We start from the raw sequence: 13,998 nt of genomic DNA, 5'->3' as shown, positions 1-13,998 counted from the left end.
TCCGCCTTCCTGGAGACCGCGTCTGCGCTGGTGCGCCTACTGGATCGGTGAGTGCACAGTGATCAGTCGGGAGCCGTCGGTGAACACCGCCTCGACCTGGAGCATGGGAACCATGTCCGCCACGCCCGGCATCACGTCGTCGACGCCCAGCACCGTGCGGGAGTCGTTCATGACCTCTTCGACGGTCTTGCCCTCACGGGCGCCCTCCAGCGCCGCCGCGCAGATCACCGCGACGGCCTCCGGGTGGTTCAGCTTGATCCCCCGGGCCTTGCGGGCATTGGCGACCATTGCCATCGAGAGAATCGTCAGCTTGTCGAATTCCTTCGGCGTCAGATGCACTGTCCTGGTCCTTCGTGACTGTTCGATCGGGAACACCAGCCGGCGGACCCACCTCTGGGACTCGCGCCCGGTATGTCCTCTAGCCTGCGCTATGTAGGCATAGGTCGGTTTTATGCCTTATGAACCGACCGTACGCCTCACCACTGCGCACCGAGTCAGAAACCCGGAACCAGAACGAGTTGTGCGATCCAGGCCATCCGGCTGTCACCGGGAGCGGTGCGGATGGCGGGCGCTGGCGTCGGATCGCCACATCTGCTGGATCTGTTCGAGGGTCTTGCCCTTCGTCTCCGGCAGGTACCGCCATACGAACAGGAAGCCGAGCACGCAGGTGCCGGCGAACAGCGCGAACACGCCCGACCGCCCCAGGGTGCTGAGCATGGTCAGGAAGAACTGGGTGATGAGGTACTCCGAGCCCCAGTGCGTGGCCGACGCGATCGCCACGCACCTGCCCCGGATGCGCCCCGGGAAGATCTCGTTGATGACCGTCCAGGCGGTGGGGCCGATCGACATCGCGTAGAACGCCACGAACATGACCACGCCGATGAGCAGGAAGATGCCCGCGTCGGTGGGATGGTGCCCGGTCGCCCCGGCCGCCTGCGCCGCCGGGTCCATCTTCGCGAAGCTGACGCTCACCACGACGAGCGAGACCGCCATGCCCAGCAACCCGACCAGCAGCAGCGGACGGCGGCCCAGCCGGTCCAGGAAGGCCACCGCCACAAGCGTGAAGAGTGAATCGACAGCGCCGATCGCCCAGGTGGTGGCGGCCAACTGCTCCTGCGGGGTGTGGAAACCGGCGGCCGAGAAGATCGGATCGGCGTAGTAGATGATCCCGTTGATTCCGGTCAGTTGCTGGAACAGGGCAAGGCCCACACCCAGCGCCAGCGGGCGCCGCCACTGTCGCGAGAGCACCTCCCGCCAGCCCGCCTTGCCGGCCGCGAGGCTCTCCTCGATGGCGTGCAGCCGCTCGGGCACCTTCCGCTCCGGCACCGTCGCCGTCAGCGACGCCTGTGCCCTGCGTTTGTCGCCCCGCCCGACGTACCAGACGGCCGAGTCGGGGATCACTGTGGTGACCAGGGCGAGGGCCGCCCCCAGCAGGACCGCCGCCGCGAGCAGGTAACGCCAGGAGTTGCCCGCCTCGAACAGTTCGTCGGCCAGGTAGCCGATGAAGATCGCGAACGTGGTGGAGAACTGGTAGACCGCGAGCAGGCTGCCCCGGATCCGCTCCGGCGCGGCCTCCGCCGCGTACATCGGGCCGGCGACCGAGGCCACCCCGATGCCCAGACCCAGGATCAGCCGCGCACCGAACATGACCCCGATCACCGGGGCGAACGCCTGCGCGATGGTGCCCGCCCCGAACGCGACGGCGGCCACCCACAGCGCACCCCGGCGACCGATGCGGTCGGCGAGATGGCCACCGAGCAGCGCGCCCACGAGCGCACCGGGAGTCACCCAACTCGCCGCCACCTCGACGGCGAAGGTGTCCGCGTCGAAGGTCTGCCGGATGTCGCGCAACGCCCCGCTGATGACGCCCTGGTCATAGCCGAACAGCGCGCCGGAGAGCACCACGATCGAGAGGACCGCGACGAGGTTGCGGCGTGGTGGTCTCCCCCGCCCGCGCTTCGCGCCGCTGGCGGCCACGGTCGCCCCTCTCCCGCGAGCTGACGGCACGTCCCGTTCGAGACGTCACCCCCGACAGGGAAAGAGTAGGTGCGCTCTGAGCTACTTATCCGAAATGCGCAGAATGCACGACGGCATCGTCCCCGAACGCACACCGGCCCCCGAACTCACTGCGGAGGTCGGAGGCCGGCGGGAACGCGCAGGAATCAGGTGGCGCTGACCGTGCCCGTCAACAGCAGCGCGAGGACCAGGGTGCCCAGGGCCACCCGGTACAGCACGAAGACGTACAGGGTGTGGTGGGCCACGTAGCGCAGCAGCCAGGCGATTGCCGCGTACCCGATGCCGAAGGCGAGCACCGTCGCCACGATCATCTGCGCCACCGAGGGCGCCGACGTGCCCGGAGCGGACGGCTCGAAGACGTCCCCGAGGCTGAACACGCCGGACATCACCACCGCCGGGATGGCCAGCAGGAACGAGTACCGCGCCGCCGCCTCCCGGGTCAGGTTGAGCAGCAGACCGGCGGTGAGCGTGCCGCCGGAGCGGGACACCCCGGGGATCAACGCCATGGCCTGGGCGAAACCCATCACCACGCCGTCCTTCATCCGGAAGTTCTCCAGGGTGCGGGTCTGCCGACCCCAGTACTCGGCGAACGCCAGCACGAACGCGAACACGATGAGGGTTGTCGCCACCACCCACAGGTTGCGCCCGACCGTCTTGATCTGGTCCTTGAAGAGGAAACCGAACAGCCCGATCGGGATCGAGCCGACGATCACGTACCAGCCCATCCGGTAGTCGAGGCTGGAACGGACGGACTTGTCCCTGATCCCGACCAGCCACGTCCGGGTGATCCGCCAGATGTCCTTGGCGAAGTAGATCAGCACGGCCGCCTCGGTGCCGAGCTGGGTGACAGCTGTGAACGACGCCCCGGCATCACGGTCGAAGAAGATCGCCGAGGTGATCCGCAGATGCCCCGACGAACTGACCGGAAGGAACTCCGTCAGCCCCTGGACGATGCCCAGGACGATGGCCTCGACCCAGGTCACTCCCCAACTCCCGAAAGATCGAACGCCTCGGCGACGGTACGCAGGGTCTGCACGCCGCTGTCCCGGTCGGCCACGAACAGGCTCACCGACAGCGTCGTCACCCCGGCCGCGGCGTACTCCCGCATTCGGTCGGCGATGCGCTCCTTCGGTCCGAGCAGCGACGTGCGGTCGATGAACTCCATCGGCACCGCGGCGGCCGCGTCGCGCTGCCGCTTGGCCAGGTACAGGTCCTGCACCTCGCGGGCGGCGTCGCCGTAGCCCATCCGCGTCGCGAGCTGGTTGTAGAAGTTCTGCTTGCGGCTGCCCATCCCGCCGACGTAGAGCGCGGCGTACCAGCGCACCAGCTCGGCACAGGACGCCACATCGTCGCCGACCACCACGGGCACCGACGGCACCACGTCGAAGCCGGCCAGCTCCTTGCCGACCTTGGCCCGCCCGGCGGCGACCGCCGCGAGGTGCTCGTCGGCGTACTCCGGGGCGTAGAACACGGCAAGCCAGCCGTCGGCGATCTCGCCGGCCAGCTCCAGGTTCTTCGGACCGACGGCGGCCAGGTAGATCGGGATGTGCTCGCGGGGCGGATGGAAGCTCAACCGCAACGCCTTGCCGGGGCCATCCGGCAGCGGCAGCGTGTAGTGCTCGCCGTCGTACGCCACCTCCTTGCGGGCGATGGCCAGCTTGACGATGTCGACGAACTCGCGGGTCCGCGCCAGCGGCTTGGCGAACCGCACCCCGTGCCAGCCCTCGGACACCTGCGGGCCGGACACGCCGAGACCGAGCCGGAACCGGCCGCCGGACAGCGCGTCGATGGTGGCGGCGGTCATCGCGGTGGCCGCCGGCGTACGCGCGGGGATCTGCATCACCGCCGCGCCCACGTCGATCCGTTCGGTCTGGCCGGCCATCCAGGCGAGCATGCTCGGCGAGTCGGAGCCGTAGGCCTCCGCGGCCCACACCACCGAGAAGCCGAGCCGGTCCGCTTCCTGGGCCAGTGCCAGGTGATCGGCCGGTGTGCTCCATGCTGTCTGGTATCCGAGGCTTAGCCCGAGTCGCACTGGTCCTCCCCCATCCGTGGCACAGGTCGCACCAGGTTACGCAATGCCGCAATCGGGCCTCGTCACCGGCTCACCGCCAATGATCCCCCGCCGGTCGGGGTGCCCGACGCAGGCGGAACCGGCAGAACCGGCAGAGTTGACGGGAGCGAGGATATCCGTGGCGGCAGGTTCGAAATAAGGTTCACCCATGCAACAGCGACCGCTCGGCCGAAGCGGGCTGGCGGTTTCGCGGCTCGCGCTCGGCACCATGACCTGGGGTCGGGACACCGACGCCGACGACGCGGCCGCCCAGCTGAAGAGTTACCTGGACGCGGGCGGCAACCTGATCGACACCGCCGACGTGTACGGCGACGGCGACGCCGAGTCGGTGATCGGGTCGCTGCTGGGCACCCTCGTACCCCGCGACGAGCTGTTGATCGCCACCAAGGCCGGGTTACGCCCCGGCACCAATCGCCGCCGCGACGGCTCCCGTGGCCACCTGCTGCGCACCCTGGACGCGTCACTGCGCCGGCTCGGCACCGACCACGTCGACCTGTTCCAGGTGCACGGATACGACCCGGACACCCCCCTTGAGGAGACCCTTGCCGCTTTGGACCACGCGGTGGCCAGCGGCAAGGTCCGCTACGTCGGGGTGTCGAACTTCTCCGGCTGGCAGACCGCACGGGCCGCCGCCTGGCAGACCGCCTGGCCGGGCCGCGCGCCGGTGGTCGCCGCCCAGGTGGAGTACTCCCTGCTGGAGCGGGGCGTGGAGCGGGAGGTGCTGCCCGCGTGCGGCGCGCTCGGCCTCGGCGTGCTGCCCTGGTCGCCGCTGGGCCGAGGTGTGCTCACCGGCAAGTACCGGCACGGCCGTCCGGCGGACTCCCGGGCCGCCTCGCCGCACTTCGAGCGGTTCGTGTCGACGTACCTGGAGCCTCGCTGCTCCAGCATCGTCGAGGCGGTGGCGACCGCGGCCGGCGGGCTGGGCGTCTCGCCGCTGGAGGTGGCGCTGGCCTGGATCCGGGACCGGCCCGGGGTGACAGCGCCGATCCTCGGCGCCCGCACCGTCGGGCAGCTGCTCGGCGCGCTCCAGGTGGAACGGATCACCCTGCCCGAGGAGATCACCACGGCGCTCGACGACGTCTCCGGCGTGCCGGTTGGCTACCCGGAGCGCGACGGCTGACCCCGGCGAAGCGTCCTTCAGGTCGAGATGCGGGCGTCGGCGCCCCGACGCGTCGTCGGTCACCCCGCAAGGGGGTGGCGAACGGCCGCTGGGCTGGGCAGCATGGGTGGCATGGACTACGAATACGCGCCGCTGCGGCTGCCGCCGAACGTCGACCGGTTGACCGCCGCGGCGCAGCTGGCGATCCAGGCGGAGTTCTCCGGATGGGAGTTGGCCCGGGTACGGCTGTTCCGCGACGGGACCCGGCAGGTGGTGCTGCGCCGCCGACGGGTCAACCAGCCGCAGCCCGGCCTGTCGTACTGACGAGGGCCGGCCACCCGGAACGGACGACGACGCGCCCGGTGCCCCACCGCGTAGGTGGGGTGCCGGGCGCGTCGCGTCGTCTAGTGCTGGTGGCCTGCGTGATCGTGGTCGTCGTCGAGCTCCAGGAACGGGTGCTCGTCGAGCCGACCGACCAGCCGGTCGTCGGCAGCGGGCTGGAACGGGCCGACAGCGTCCTCGTCGTCGAACGACTCCAGGTCGACAGGGGTGCCCACCTCGCTGACCATCACCACCCCGTCCAGAGGCTCCAGCTCGGGCACGTCCAGCGCGCCGAGCGAGCCGTCGCCGCTCTGCAGCAGCTCAAGGACCGCCTCGCCGACACCCTCCACCGGCGCCGGCTCGTCGTCCTCCGGGGTGCCCTCGCGGCGGGCCGCCTCGGCCGCCCTCAGCAGCGCGGCCACACTCGGCACCCGGTAGTCGCGGCGCTGACGTACCGAGATCACCCGGGGGTGCGGGTCGCTGGCCTCGCCGCCGTCTGCGCCGCCGAAGCGCTCGTCGGCCTCGTCCGGGTCGATCGAGTCGACGTCCCACGGCGTCACCTCGCCGAACGCGTCGAGCAACTGCTCGTCGTACGCGAAGGACGCGTTGTTCAACGCCACGTACGCCTGCCAGACGTCGTCGTCGTCGACGCGGCCCTGCGCGGCGCGTACGGCGGCCAGGTGGCGGCGGGCCGCTTCGATGACGCGCTCGAGAGCGGCGTCCAGCTCACCGTGCTGGTCGGTCATGTGGGGCAGTCCCTTCACGATGGGGAGGTAACGCGCGGGGTGCGGTTACCGGACACGGCTAGCAGGTGCGCAGGAACCGGTCGAGAACCCGCACGCCGAACTGTAGTCCGTCGACCGGAACCCGCTCGTCGATGCCATGGAACAGCGCGGAGAAGTTCAGGTCGGCGGGCAGCCGCAGCGGGGCGAACCCGAAGCAGCGGATACCGAGCTGGGAGAACGCCTTGGCGTCGGTGCCGCCGGACAGCATGTACGGTACGGGCCGCGCGCCCGGGTCCTCGGCGCGCAGCGCCGCCGACATGGCCTCGACCAGGTCGCCGTCGAAGGTCGTCTCCAGCGCCGGCTGCCGCTGGATGTACTCGATGGCGATGTCCGGGCCGATCAGCTCGCGCAGCTGCCGTTCCAGCAGCTCGGACTGGCCGGGCAGGCTACGGCAGTCGATGGTGGCGGTGGCCCGGCCGGGAATGACGTTGTCCTTGTAGCCGGCGTCCAACCGGGTCGGGTTCGCCGTGTTGCGGATCGTCGCGCCGATGATGTTGGCGATCGGGCCGAGCTTGGCGATGGCCGTCTCCGGGTCCTCCGGGTCGAGTTCGACGCCGAGCAGGTCGGAGACCTCCTCCAGGAACGCCCGCACGGTGTCGGTGACCACCACCGGGAAGCGGTGCTGGCCGATCCGGGCCACCGCTTCGGCAAGCGCGGTGACGGCGTTGTCGTCGTGCATCATCGAGCCGTGCCCGGGGCGACCCTTGGCGTGCAGCCGCAGCCAGTCGATGCCCTTCTCGGCGGTCTCGATGAGATAGAGCCGCTGGCTGTCGTTCACCGAGTAGGAGAAGCCGCCGACCTCGCCGATCGCCTCGGTGCAGCCGTCGAAGAGGTCCCGGTGATCGTCGACAAGGAAACGCGCGCCGTAGTCGCTGCCGGCCTCCTCGTCGGCGGTGTACGCCAGCACGATGTCGCGCGGGGGTCGTACGCCGGTGCGCTGCCAGTGCCGCACCACGGCGAGCACCATGGCGTCGAAGTCCTTCATGTCGATGGCGCCCCGCCCCCACAGGTAGCCGTCGCGCAGCTCGCCGGAGAACGGGTGCACCGACCACTCGTCGGCGTCGGCGGGTACGACGTCCAGGTGTCCGTGCACGAGCAGCGCGCCCCGGCTCGGGTCGGTGCCGGGGATGCGGGCCACCACGTTGGCCCGCCCGGGCGCGGACTCGTGCAGTACCGACTCGACGCCCACCTCGGCGAGCTTCTCCGCCACGTACTCGGCCGCGCGGCGCTCGCCGACGCTCGTCGCGTTGTCCCCCGTGTTCGTGGTGTCGATGCGCAGCAGGTCGCGGCAGAGGTCAACGACCTCGGCGGTGGGGTCCGGTCGGGCAGGGGCGGCGTCGCTCGTCATCGCCCCTTCATACCAGCCCGGGCCGCCCGGCGGGTCGTCGCACCGGCGCGATGCGACCGGGCACGCAGGTCGGCGCGTCGACGCCGTACCGACCGCCATCCAGGTCGACGGATCAACGCAGGCAGGAGGGCATCCAGGGCCGCGGATCGACGCGAGCGGTCCGGGCATCCAGGGCGGCGGATCCGCCCGACGGTTTCGCGGCGACCGGGTACGGGTACCGCCGCCCACGACCGCACGTCCCCTGCCGGAGCTTCCGCCCGCCAGTCGAGGAGGGCACCATGTCCGCCGTCTCCCTGCCACCGTTGCCGCCGGCACCCGACGAGGGTTACCGGCCCGGTGGCCGCAGCATCGCCGACATCGTGGACCGCGAGCACCGGCAGCTGCTGGCGCTGCTGGACCAGCTGGCCGGCTCGGCAGGCGCTCAGCGCGACGGGCTGGCGGTGCTCACCGCCGCACTGTCGCGGCACCTGTCGGCCGAGGAGCAGTACCTGCTCCCGGCGGTACGGGCGGCGCTGCCGGAGCACGCCGGGCGCGTGGACGAGGAAATCGACGGCGACGCCGGCCTGCTGACGGCGTTGAAGGGGCTTACCGACGAGACGCTCACCGAGGTCGCCGAGCGGGTCCGCCGGCACGTCGACGGGGTCGGCGGGCTCGTCGCCGAGCTGCGCGCGGTGGCCACCCAGGAGGAGCTGATCCGGCTGGGCAACCGGTTGGAGATCGCCGAGGAGGCGGCGCCGACGCGGCCACATCCGGGCACCCCGGGGACGCCGCCGTGGAACCGGATCGTCGAGCCGGCGGTGGGTGTGGTGGACAAGGTTCGTGACGCGGTGACCCGTCGCCCGACGTACCTGGCGGACCTGCCGGAGCCGCCGCGCGACTGACCTCGGCAGTGCATTCAATCTCACCGATCCGCTTGGCCTCTTCCGCAGGCTGCGGCGTGGTCCTACCGTCACCGTATGAACCTGGAGCTGCGACACCTGCGGGTGGTCTGTGCGATCGCGGAGACAGGGAGCGTGACCAAGGCGGCGTCGGCGCTGGGGCTCGCCCAGCCAGCGCTCACCGCCCAGCTCCAGCGGATCGAACGGACCCTGGGCGGGCCGTTGTTCGACAGGGACCGGCGCGGGGCACGACCCACCGCGCTCGGTGAGCTGGTGCTCGCCCGCGCCCGGGTGCTGCTACCGGCGATGAAGGGCCTACAGGACGAGGCGGCCCGGCTTGCCGGCGCCAACACGGCACCCCGCGGTTACCGCCTGGGTGGGGTGAACAGCCCGATCCTGGGCAGGTTGGTGCACCGCCTGGCCGCCGAGCAGCCGCCGGCCCAGATCACCACGTACGCCTCCTGGTCGGTGGACGAGCTGGCGCAGTTGGTGGCAGGTGGGCGGTTGGACTTCGCGCTCGCCGGCGTGTGCGGTGACGCCACCCCGTCGGCCGAGTTCGGGTTGAGCTGGCGCGAGGTGGCCGTCGACCCCGTGCTGGTGCTGCTTCCCGAGACCCACCCGCTCGCCGAGCGCGACGAGGTGCGGCTGGGCGACCTGCGGCACGAGCAGTGGGTGGCCGCGCCCGGCGACGGCTGTTTCAGCGACTGCTTCGCGACCGCCTGCGCCCGCGCCGGCTTCACACCTCGCAAGGTGTACGAGACCGACATCCGCGGCTGTGTGGACCTGGTGGACGCCGGCGTGGCGGTGGCTCTCTGCCAGGCGACGTTCCGGCCGGTGGCCGGCCTGGTGACCCGCCGGCTGGCTGGCGTGCCGTTGCGGTGGCGGTTGCTGCTGGGGTGGCACCCCGACTCGCTGGCGGCACGCGACGCCGAGTTGCTGTTGGCCACTGCCAAGGCGGCGTACACCGACTCGCTGGCGCCGCACCCCACCTACCTGGACTGGCTGGTGCGCAATCCCGGGTTCGGCGTCCGGCAGCCCAGCGAGGTCTGACCCCGCGCCGGCCCGGTACTGGCCGGCCCGTGGCGGTGCGAACGGCCGCTGTCCGGGTATCTGGCGGACATGACCGATCTCTACCCGCCCGCCGACGACCGGGAGCTGCTTCGCCAGGCGGCCGCCGCGCACACCGCCGCCACCCGCGAGGTGGAGGCGTTCCTGCGCCGGTTGCCGGCGGTGCCCGACCCGGCCGACGTCACCGAGTACGCCAACCTGCTCACCCGGGAGGACCAGACCCGTGGCGACCGGGACGCCGCCGCCGACGCGGCCGGGTTGACCATCGCCAGCCTGGAGTCCGACAAGGGCCAGTAGCCGGACGCGGAAACGGTGCCGTCCCCGCCGGGGACGGCACCGTCGCGCGTGGACCGCGCTCAGCGTTCGACGAGTGGATCGTGGCCCAGGTCGAGCAGGGAGTGCCGCCAGCTGTCGTCGGCGTTGCCGCGGGGCGGCTTGGCGTCCATCAGCTCGCGGATCCGCTCGACGGCCTCCCGCATCACCTCGATGTCGTCCGGGGTGAGGTCGACCTTGCGCTTGTTGAGCACCTTGAGGATCTCCCGGCCGGGCTGGGGCAGGTCGAGGTCCGGGTTGGACCCGAACGCCTCCTCGCCGGAGCCCCGGGTCAGCAGCCAACTGCGCAGCTTCTCCGACGGGACGTTCACCTCGGCGTGGAAGTCCTCCCAGAGCACTTCCACCTCGGGGTCGAGCCGCGTTTCGCGTACCATCAGGTCTCCTCTCGCCGCGGCGGCCCGGCCGTCTCCGGGTCGTCGTCCTGGTCGGTCTTCGGGTGCAGACCCTCGGCCGGCACCCGCGTACGGCGAGGGTTCGCGGTCGGCGAGGCCAGGATCGGGTCGGGATGCTCGTCGTCGTCCGGCGGGTCGGCGGGCCGGTGCGCCCTGTCGTCCTCCGGTTGTCGTTCCGCCGGGGTCATCGTGGATGCGAGGTCGTGGCGGCGGTGTAGCCCCGCTCCCCCGCGCGCACGTCGAAGGCGAGCTGCCCGTCGCGGGCGTCCACGACGACCTTCTGCCCGGGCGAGATCGCCGACTCCAGCAGCATCCGGGACAGGTGGTTGTCCACCTCCCGCTGGATCACCCGGCGCAGTGGGCGGGCGCCGAACTCCGGCTGGTAGCCGTGCTCGGCGAGCCAGTCCTTGGCGGCGGTGGTGAACTCCACCTGGATGTCCTGCGCGTGCAGCCTGCGGCGGGTCTCCTCCAGCAGCAGTCCGGTGATCTGGCGCAGCTGCTCGGCCTCCAGCCGCCGGAAGATGATGGTCTCGTCGATGCGGTTGAGGAACTCCGGACGGAAGTTCTCCTGGAGGCGGCGCATCAGCCGCTCCCGCAGCTCGTTGCTCTCCTGTTCACTGCCCGGCGCACCGGTGCCGAACCCGACGCTGCGCTGACTGCCCGTGATCAGCTCGGAGCCGAGGTTGCTTGTCATGATCAGTACGGTGTTCTTGAAGTTCACCGTCCGGCCCTGACTGTCGGTGAGCCGCCCGTCGTCGAGCACCTGGAGCAGGATGTTGAACACGTCCGGGTGGGCCTTCTCGATCTCGTCGAGCAGCACGACCGCGTACGGGCGACGGCGTACCGCCTCGGTGAGCTGGCCGGCCTCCTCGTAGCCGACGTACCCGGGTGGGGCGCCGACGAGTCGGCTGACAGTGTGCCGCTCCTGGAACTCGCTCATGTCCACCCGGACCATCCGGTCGGCCTCACCGAACAGCGCCTCGGCCAGGGCGCGGGCCAACTCGGTCTTGCCGACGCCTGTGGGGCCGAGGAACAGGAAGCTGCCCATCGGGCGGTCCGGGTCGGCAAGCCCGGCCCGGGAGCGGCGGACCGCCTCGGCGACGGCGGTGACCGCGTCGTCCTGGCCGACCACCTTCTCGTGCAGGTGCCCCTCCAGGCGCAGCAGCCGGTCCCGCTCCTCCTCGGTGAGCTGGCTGACCGGAATGCCGGTGGCCCGGGAGACCACCTCGGCGATCTCCCGGGGACCCACCTCGGGCACCTGCGAGGAGTTGCCGTCGTCACCGTTGGCGCGGCGGATCTCCTCCTCCAGCTCGCCGATCCGGTCACGCAGCGCCGAGGCCCGCTCGTACTGCTCGTCGCTGACTGCCTGTTCCTTGTCCCGGCGTACCTCGTCGAGCTCGCGTTCCAGATCCCGCACGTCGGAGGCGGGCGTGCGGGTGCGCAGCCGGACCCGGGCACCGGCCTGGTCGATCAGGTCGATGGCCTTGTCCGGCAGGAACCGGTCGGTGACGTACCGGTCGGACAGTTCGGCGGCGGCGACGAGCGCCTCGTCGGTGAACCGCACCTGGTGGTGGGCCTCGTACCTGTCGCGCAGGCCGCGCAGGATGGCGATCGTGTCGTCGACGTCGGGCTCGGGCACCAGCACCGGCTGGAACCGGCGGGCCAGCGCGGCGTCCTTCTCGATGCTCTTGCGGTACTCGTCGAGGGTTGTCGCGCCGATCACCCGCAGCTCGCCCCGGGCCAGCGCGGGCTTGAGCATGTTGGAGGCGTCCATGCCGCCCTCGCTGCCAGCCCCGCCGGCACCGACCAGGGTGTGGATCTCGTCCAGGAAGATGATCAGTTCGTCGCGGTGTGCCCGGATCTCGTCGATCACCTTCTTCAGCCGCTCCTCGAAGTCGCCCCGGTAGCGGGTGCCGGCCACGAGGCCGGCCAGGTCCAGCTGGACCACCCGCTTGCCGAGCAGGGTCTGCGGCACGTCACCGTCGCAGATCCGCTCGGCGAGACCCTCGACGATCGCGGTCTTGCCGACGCCTGCCTCACCGATCAGGACCGGGTTGTTCTTGGTCCGCCGCGACAGGATCTCCACCGCCTGCTCGATCTCGTCGGCCCGCCCGATCACCGGGTCGATCTGGTCGGCGCGGGCCAGATCGGTGAGGTCCTGCCCGTACTGGTCCAGGGTGGGGGTGCCGCGGTCGGGCTTCGGCCCGTTCATCGGCCCGCGCTCGGCGTTGGCGGCCTGCAACGACTCGGGCTGGATCCGGCCGGCGGCAAGCATCCGGCCGGCCGGCGACTCCGGGTTGAGCGGCAGCGCCATCAGGATGTGCTCGGGGCCGATGTAGTTGGCGCCCATCGCCCGGGACAGCTGGTGGGCGTCGAGCAGCGCCCGCTTGGCGGCGGGGGTCAACGACAGGTTGGGCGGCACCTCCCCGCGCGGCGCGCTGTCACCCTTCCCGCCGAGCGCGTTGAGCAGGGTGTCCGGGTCGGCGCCGGCCCGGCTCACCAGATCCCGCAGGGGTTCGCGTTGCAGCGCCGCCCAGAGCAGGTGGTCGGTGTCCAGGTCGTTGCTCTGCCGTTGTGCGGCACGCCGGGCCGCGTCGGCAAGCATCTCCCGCGCGTCGGCGGTCATGAGTCGGGTGATGTCCACCCGGTGTGGCGGCCGGCGTCCTCCCTCACCCCGGCCGAAGTACCGGGCCAGGAACTCGTCCCACGGGTCGGAGCCAGCGTCACCGGGTCCCATCATGTCTGTCCTCCGCAATCGGGCGCGGCATGGTCGGCAGGGGCTACCCGGCACCCGGCGCGACAAACGCCCCGGCGGCGACACCCCGGCGTTGTGGAGTGGCGACGGCCCGACGCCGGCCGGTGGTGGCAGGCTTGCGGGATGGATGAGAACCCGCTGCTGATCGTGGACGGCGCCAACGTGGTGGGCTCCCGCCCGAACGGGTGGTGGCGGGACCGGGCCGGGGCCGCCGCCCGGCTGCGTGACTCCCTCGCGCCGGTGGCCGCGACCGGCCTGGCCGCCCGGCTGGACGCACCGGTCGAGGTGGTGCTCGTGGTCGAGGGCGCCGCGCGGGACGTGCCCGGCATCGACGACGTCCGGGTGGTCTCCGCCCCCGGTTCGGGCGACGACGCGGTGGTCGAGTTGGTGCAGGCCGCGCCGCGCCGCCGCAGGCTCGTGGTCACCGCCGACAGGGAGTTGCGCGAGCGGGTCACTGCGCTGGGCGCCGAGGTGTACGGACCCCGGTGGCTGCGCGAGACCCCCGCCAACAGGTGAGAAGTTCTCGGACTGGGACTCCCACAGAACGGACTCCCGGCACTTCAGGGCGGCAACCGGACACCCGGGCAGGAACACCACCAGGGCGGAGGTTTTCCCACGATCGCCGATAGGCTCTAATGGAGGCCTCCCCGCCCCCAGGAGGTTGCACCGTGGCGAGCGTCGCCGAGCTGAAGGCTGCCATCGATGTCGCCCTCCAACAGATCGGTGACGGGCAGACAGCCGTGCAGGCCGCCGGGGAGAAACTGTCCGAGGCCCAGCAGACACTCGCGGGCGCGCTTGAGGGCAGCGGCCACGAGACGGTGGAGGCGGCCCAGGCGTCGCTGAGCCAGGCCAGCCAGGAGCTGGAGGAGTGTCTCGCCGCGACACTTGTCGCTGTCGAGCAGGCGCAGCTCTACGTCGCCACCCTGTAGGCG

Annotated in this window: 16 protein-coding genes; 7 read left to right on the top strand and 9 right to left on the bottom strand. The window is 71.4% G+C overall.

Annotation, left to right across the window (positions count from 1 at the left end):
• Positions 1-36: 36 nt before the first annotated feature.
• The 4 genes from ADK66_RS15495 to ADK66_RS15480 all read right to left on the bottom strand — a co-directional run bounded on the left by ADK66_RS15495 (position 37) and on the right by ADK66_RS15480 (position 4,048).
• On the bottom strand, positions 37-339 hold the full coding sequence (locus ADK66_RS15495; RefSeq protein WP_053655816.1) for an urease subunit gamma: 303 nt from the start codon (positions 337-339) through the stop codon (positions 37-39).
• Between the two features lie 204 nt (positions 340-543).
• Positions 544-1,977 carry a sugar porter family MFS transporter gene (locus ADK66_RS15490; RefSeq protein ID WP_053655814.1) on the bottom strand — a complete coding sequence of 478 codons (1,434 nt, stop codon included), beginning with the start codon at positions 1,975-1,977 and terminating at the stop codon, positions 544-546.
• Between the two features lie 185 nt (positions 1,978-2,162).
• Complete coding sequence (locus ADK66_RS15485) at positions 2,163-2,999, bottom strand: undecaprenyl-diphosphate phosphatase (protein ID WP_053655812.1); 837 nt, start codon at positions 2,997-2,999, stop codon at positions 2,163-2,165.
• The gene (locus ADK66_RS15480) at positions 2,996-4,048 is read right to left on the bottom strand and encodes an LLM class F420-dependent oxidoreductase (protein ID WP_053655809.1); all 1,053 of its coding nucleotides are present in this window, start codon (positions 4,046-4,048) and stop codon (positions 2,996-2,998) included. The genes ADK66_RS15485 and ADK66_RS15480 overlap by 4 nt, the downstream gene beginning before the upstream one ends.
• 187 nt (positions 4,049-4,235) lie before the next feature.
• On the opposite strand from ADK66_RS15480, the gene ADK66_RS15475 reads away from it, so the two are divergent.
• Positions 4,236-5,207 carry an aldo/keto reductase gene (locus ADK66_RS15475; protein ID WP_053655807.1) on the top strand — a complete coding sequence of 324 codons (972 nt, stop codon included), beginning with the start codon at positions 4,236-4,238 and terminating at the stop codon, positions 5,205-5,207.
• 111 nt (positions 5,208-5,318) lie between these two features.
• A complete protein-coding gene (locus ADK66_RS15470) occupies positions 5,319-5,510 on the top strand; it encodes a DUF5703 family protein (protein WP_053655860.1) in 192 nt (63 codons plus the stop codon).
• A gap of 80 nt (positions 5,511-5,590) precedes the next feature.
• Here the strand turns inward: ADK66_RS15470 and ADK66_RS15465 are convergent, their stop codons facing one another.
• On the bottom strand, positions 5,591-6,253 hold the full coding sequence (locus ADK66_RS15465) for a hypothetical protein (protein WP_053655805.1): 663 nt from the start codon (positions 6,251-6,253) through the stop codon (positions 5,591-5,593).
• A gap of 58 nt (positions 6,254-6,311) precedes the next feature.
• The gene (locus ADK66_RS15460) at positions 6,312-7,640 is read right to left on the bottom strand and encodes a M20/M25/M40 family metallo-hydrolase (protein WP_053655803.1); all 1,329 of its coding nucleotides are present in this window, start codon (positions 7,638-7,640) and stop codon (positions 6,312-6,314) included.
• Between the two features lie 278 nt (positions 7,641-7,918).
• On the opposite strand from ADK66_RS15460, the gene ADK66_RS15455 reads away from it, so the two are divergent.
• The 3 genes from ADK66_RS15455 (at position 7,919) to ADK66_RS15445 (ending at position 9,883) form a co-directional block, all read left to right on the top strand.
• Positions 7,919-8,521 (top strand): hemerythrin domain-containing protein, encoded by a 603-nt coding sequence (locus tag ADK66_RS15455; protein ID WP_053655801.1) that lies wholly within the window; start codon positions 7,919-7,921, stop codon positions 8,519-8,521.
• Between the two features lie 75 nt (positions 8,522-8,596).
• On the top strand, positions 8,597-9,568 hold the full coding sequence (locus ADK66_RS15450; protein WP_053655800.1) for a LysR family transcriptional regulator: 972 nt from the start codon (positions 8,597-8,599) through the stop codon (positions 9,566-9,568).
• 69 nt (positions 9,569-9,637) lie between these two features.
• Complete coding sequence (locus tag ADK66_RS15445) at positions 9,638-9,883, top strand: hypothetical protein (protein ID WP_053655798.1); 246 nt, start codon at positions 9,638-9,640, stop codon at positions 9,881-9,883.
• A gap of 59 nt (positions 9,884-9,942) precedes the next feature.
• Here the strand turns inward: ADK66_RS15445 and ADK66_RS15440 are convergent, their stop codons facing one another.
• From ADK66_RS15440 to ADK66_RS15430, 3 genes are read right to left on the bottom strand one after another with little or no spacing between them, the layout of a single operon-like run.
• Positions 9,943-10,293, bottom strand: coding sequence for a DUF3140 domain-containing protein (locus ADK66_RS15440; protein ID WP_053655796.1), 351 nt, complete (start codon positions 10,291-10,293; stop codon positions 9,943-9,945).
• The gene (locus ADK66_RS15435; RefSeq protein ID WP_053655795.1) at positions 10,293-10,499 is read right to left on the bottom strand and encodes a hypothetical protein; all 207 of its coding nucleotides are present in this window, start codon (positions 10,497-10,499) and stop codon (positions 10,293-10,295) included. Before ADK66_RS15435 ends, ADK66_RS15440 begins: the two co-directional genes overlap by 1 nt.
• Positions 10,496-13,051, bottom strand: a complete 2,556-nt coding sequence (locus ADK66_RS15430) for an ATP-dependent Clp protease ATP-binding subunit (RefSeq protein ID WP_053655793.1) — start codon at positions 13,049-13,051, stop codon at positions 10,496-10,498. Before ADK66_RS15430 ends, ADK66_RS15435 begins: the two co-directional genes overlap by 4 nt.
• 138 nt (positions 13,052-13,189) lie before the next feature.
• On the opposite strand from ADK66_RS15430, the gene ADK66_RS15425 reads away from it, so the two are divergent.
• Positions 13,190-13,582, top strand: a complete 393-nt coding sequence (locus ADK66_RS15425) for a hypothetical protein (protein WP_053655791.1) — start codon at positions 13,190-13,192, stop codon at positions 13,580-13,582.
• Positions 13,583-13,734: 152 nt separating this feature from the next.
• The gene (locus ADK66_RS15420) at positions 13,735-13,995 is read left to right on the top strand and encodes a hypothetical protein (protein WP_053655789.1); all 261 of its coding nucleotides are present in this window, start codon (positions 13,735-13,737) and stop codon (positions 13,993-13,995) included.
• Positions 13,996-13,998 lie beyond the last annotated feature (3 nt).

It is taken from the genome of Micromonospora sp. NRRL B-16802 (assembly GCF_001279555.1).
GTDB classification, from domain to species: Bacteria; Actinomycetota; Actinomycetes; order Mycobacteriales; family Micromonosporaceae; genus Micromonospora; species Micromonospora profundi.
Note: the sequence above shows the minus strand (reverse complement) of the source record. Positions and strands in the feature narration are given on the sequence as shown.

What these genes read in the sequence shown, in the direction of transcription:
- ADK66_RS15475 (WP_053655807.1), top strand. Translation starts at nt 4,236, where the DNA reads ATGCAACAGCGACCGCTCGGCCGAAGCGGGCTGGCGGTTTCGCGGCTC.
- ADK66_RS15470 (WP_053655860.1), top strand. Translation starts at nt 5,319, where the DNA reads ATGGACTACGAATACGCGCCGCTGCGGCTGCCGCCGAACGTCGACCGG.
- ADK66_RS15465 (WP_053655805.1), bottom strand. Translation starts at nt 6,253, where the DNA reads ATGACCGACCAGCACGGTGAGCTGGACGCCGCTCTCGAGCGCGTCATC.
- ADK66_RS15460 (WP_053655803.1), bottom strand. Translation starts at nt 7,640, where the DNA reads ATGACGAGCGACGCCGCCCCTGCCCGACCGGACCCCACCGCCGAGGTC.
- ADK66_RS15455 (WP_053655801.1), top strand. Translation starts at nt 7,919, where the DNA reads ATGTCCGCCGTCTCCCTGCCACCGTTGCCGCCGGCACCCGACGAGGGT.
- ADK66_RS15450 (WP_053655800.1), top strand. Translation starts at nt 8,597, where the DNA reads ATGAACCTGGAGCTGCGACACCTGCGGGTGGTCTGTGCGATCGCGGAG.
- ADK66_RS15445 (WP_053655798.1), top strand. Translation starts at nt 9,638, where the DNA reads ATGACCGATCTCTACCCGCCCGCCGACGACCGGGAGCTGCTTCGCCAG.
- ADK66_RS15440 (WP_053655796.1), bottom strand. Translation starts at nt 10,293, where the DNA reads ATGGTACGCGAAACGCGGCTCGACCCCGAGGTGGAAGTGCTCTGGGAG.
- ADK66_RS15435 (WP_053655795.1), bottom strand. Translation starts at nt 10,499, where the DNA reads ATGACCCCGGCGGAACGACAACCGGAGGACGACAGGGCGCACCGGCCC.
- ADK66_RS15430 (WP_053655793.1), bottom strand. Translation starts at nt 13,051, where the DNA reads ATGATGGGACCCGGTGACGCTGGCTCCGACCCGTGGGACGAGTTCCTG.
- ADK66_RS15425 (WP_053655791.1), top strand. Translation starts at nt 13,190, where the DNA reads ATGGATGAGAACCCGCTGCTGATCGTGGACGGCGCCAACGTGGTGGGC.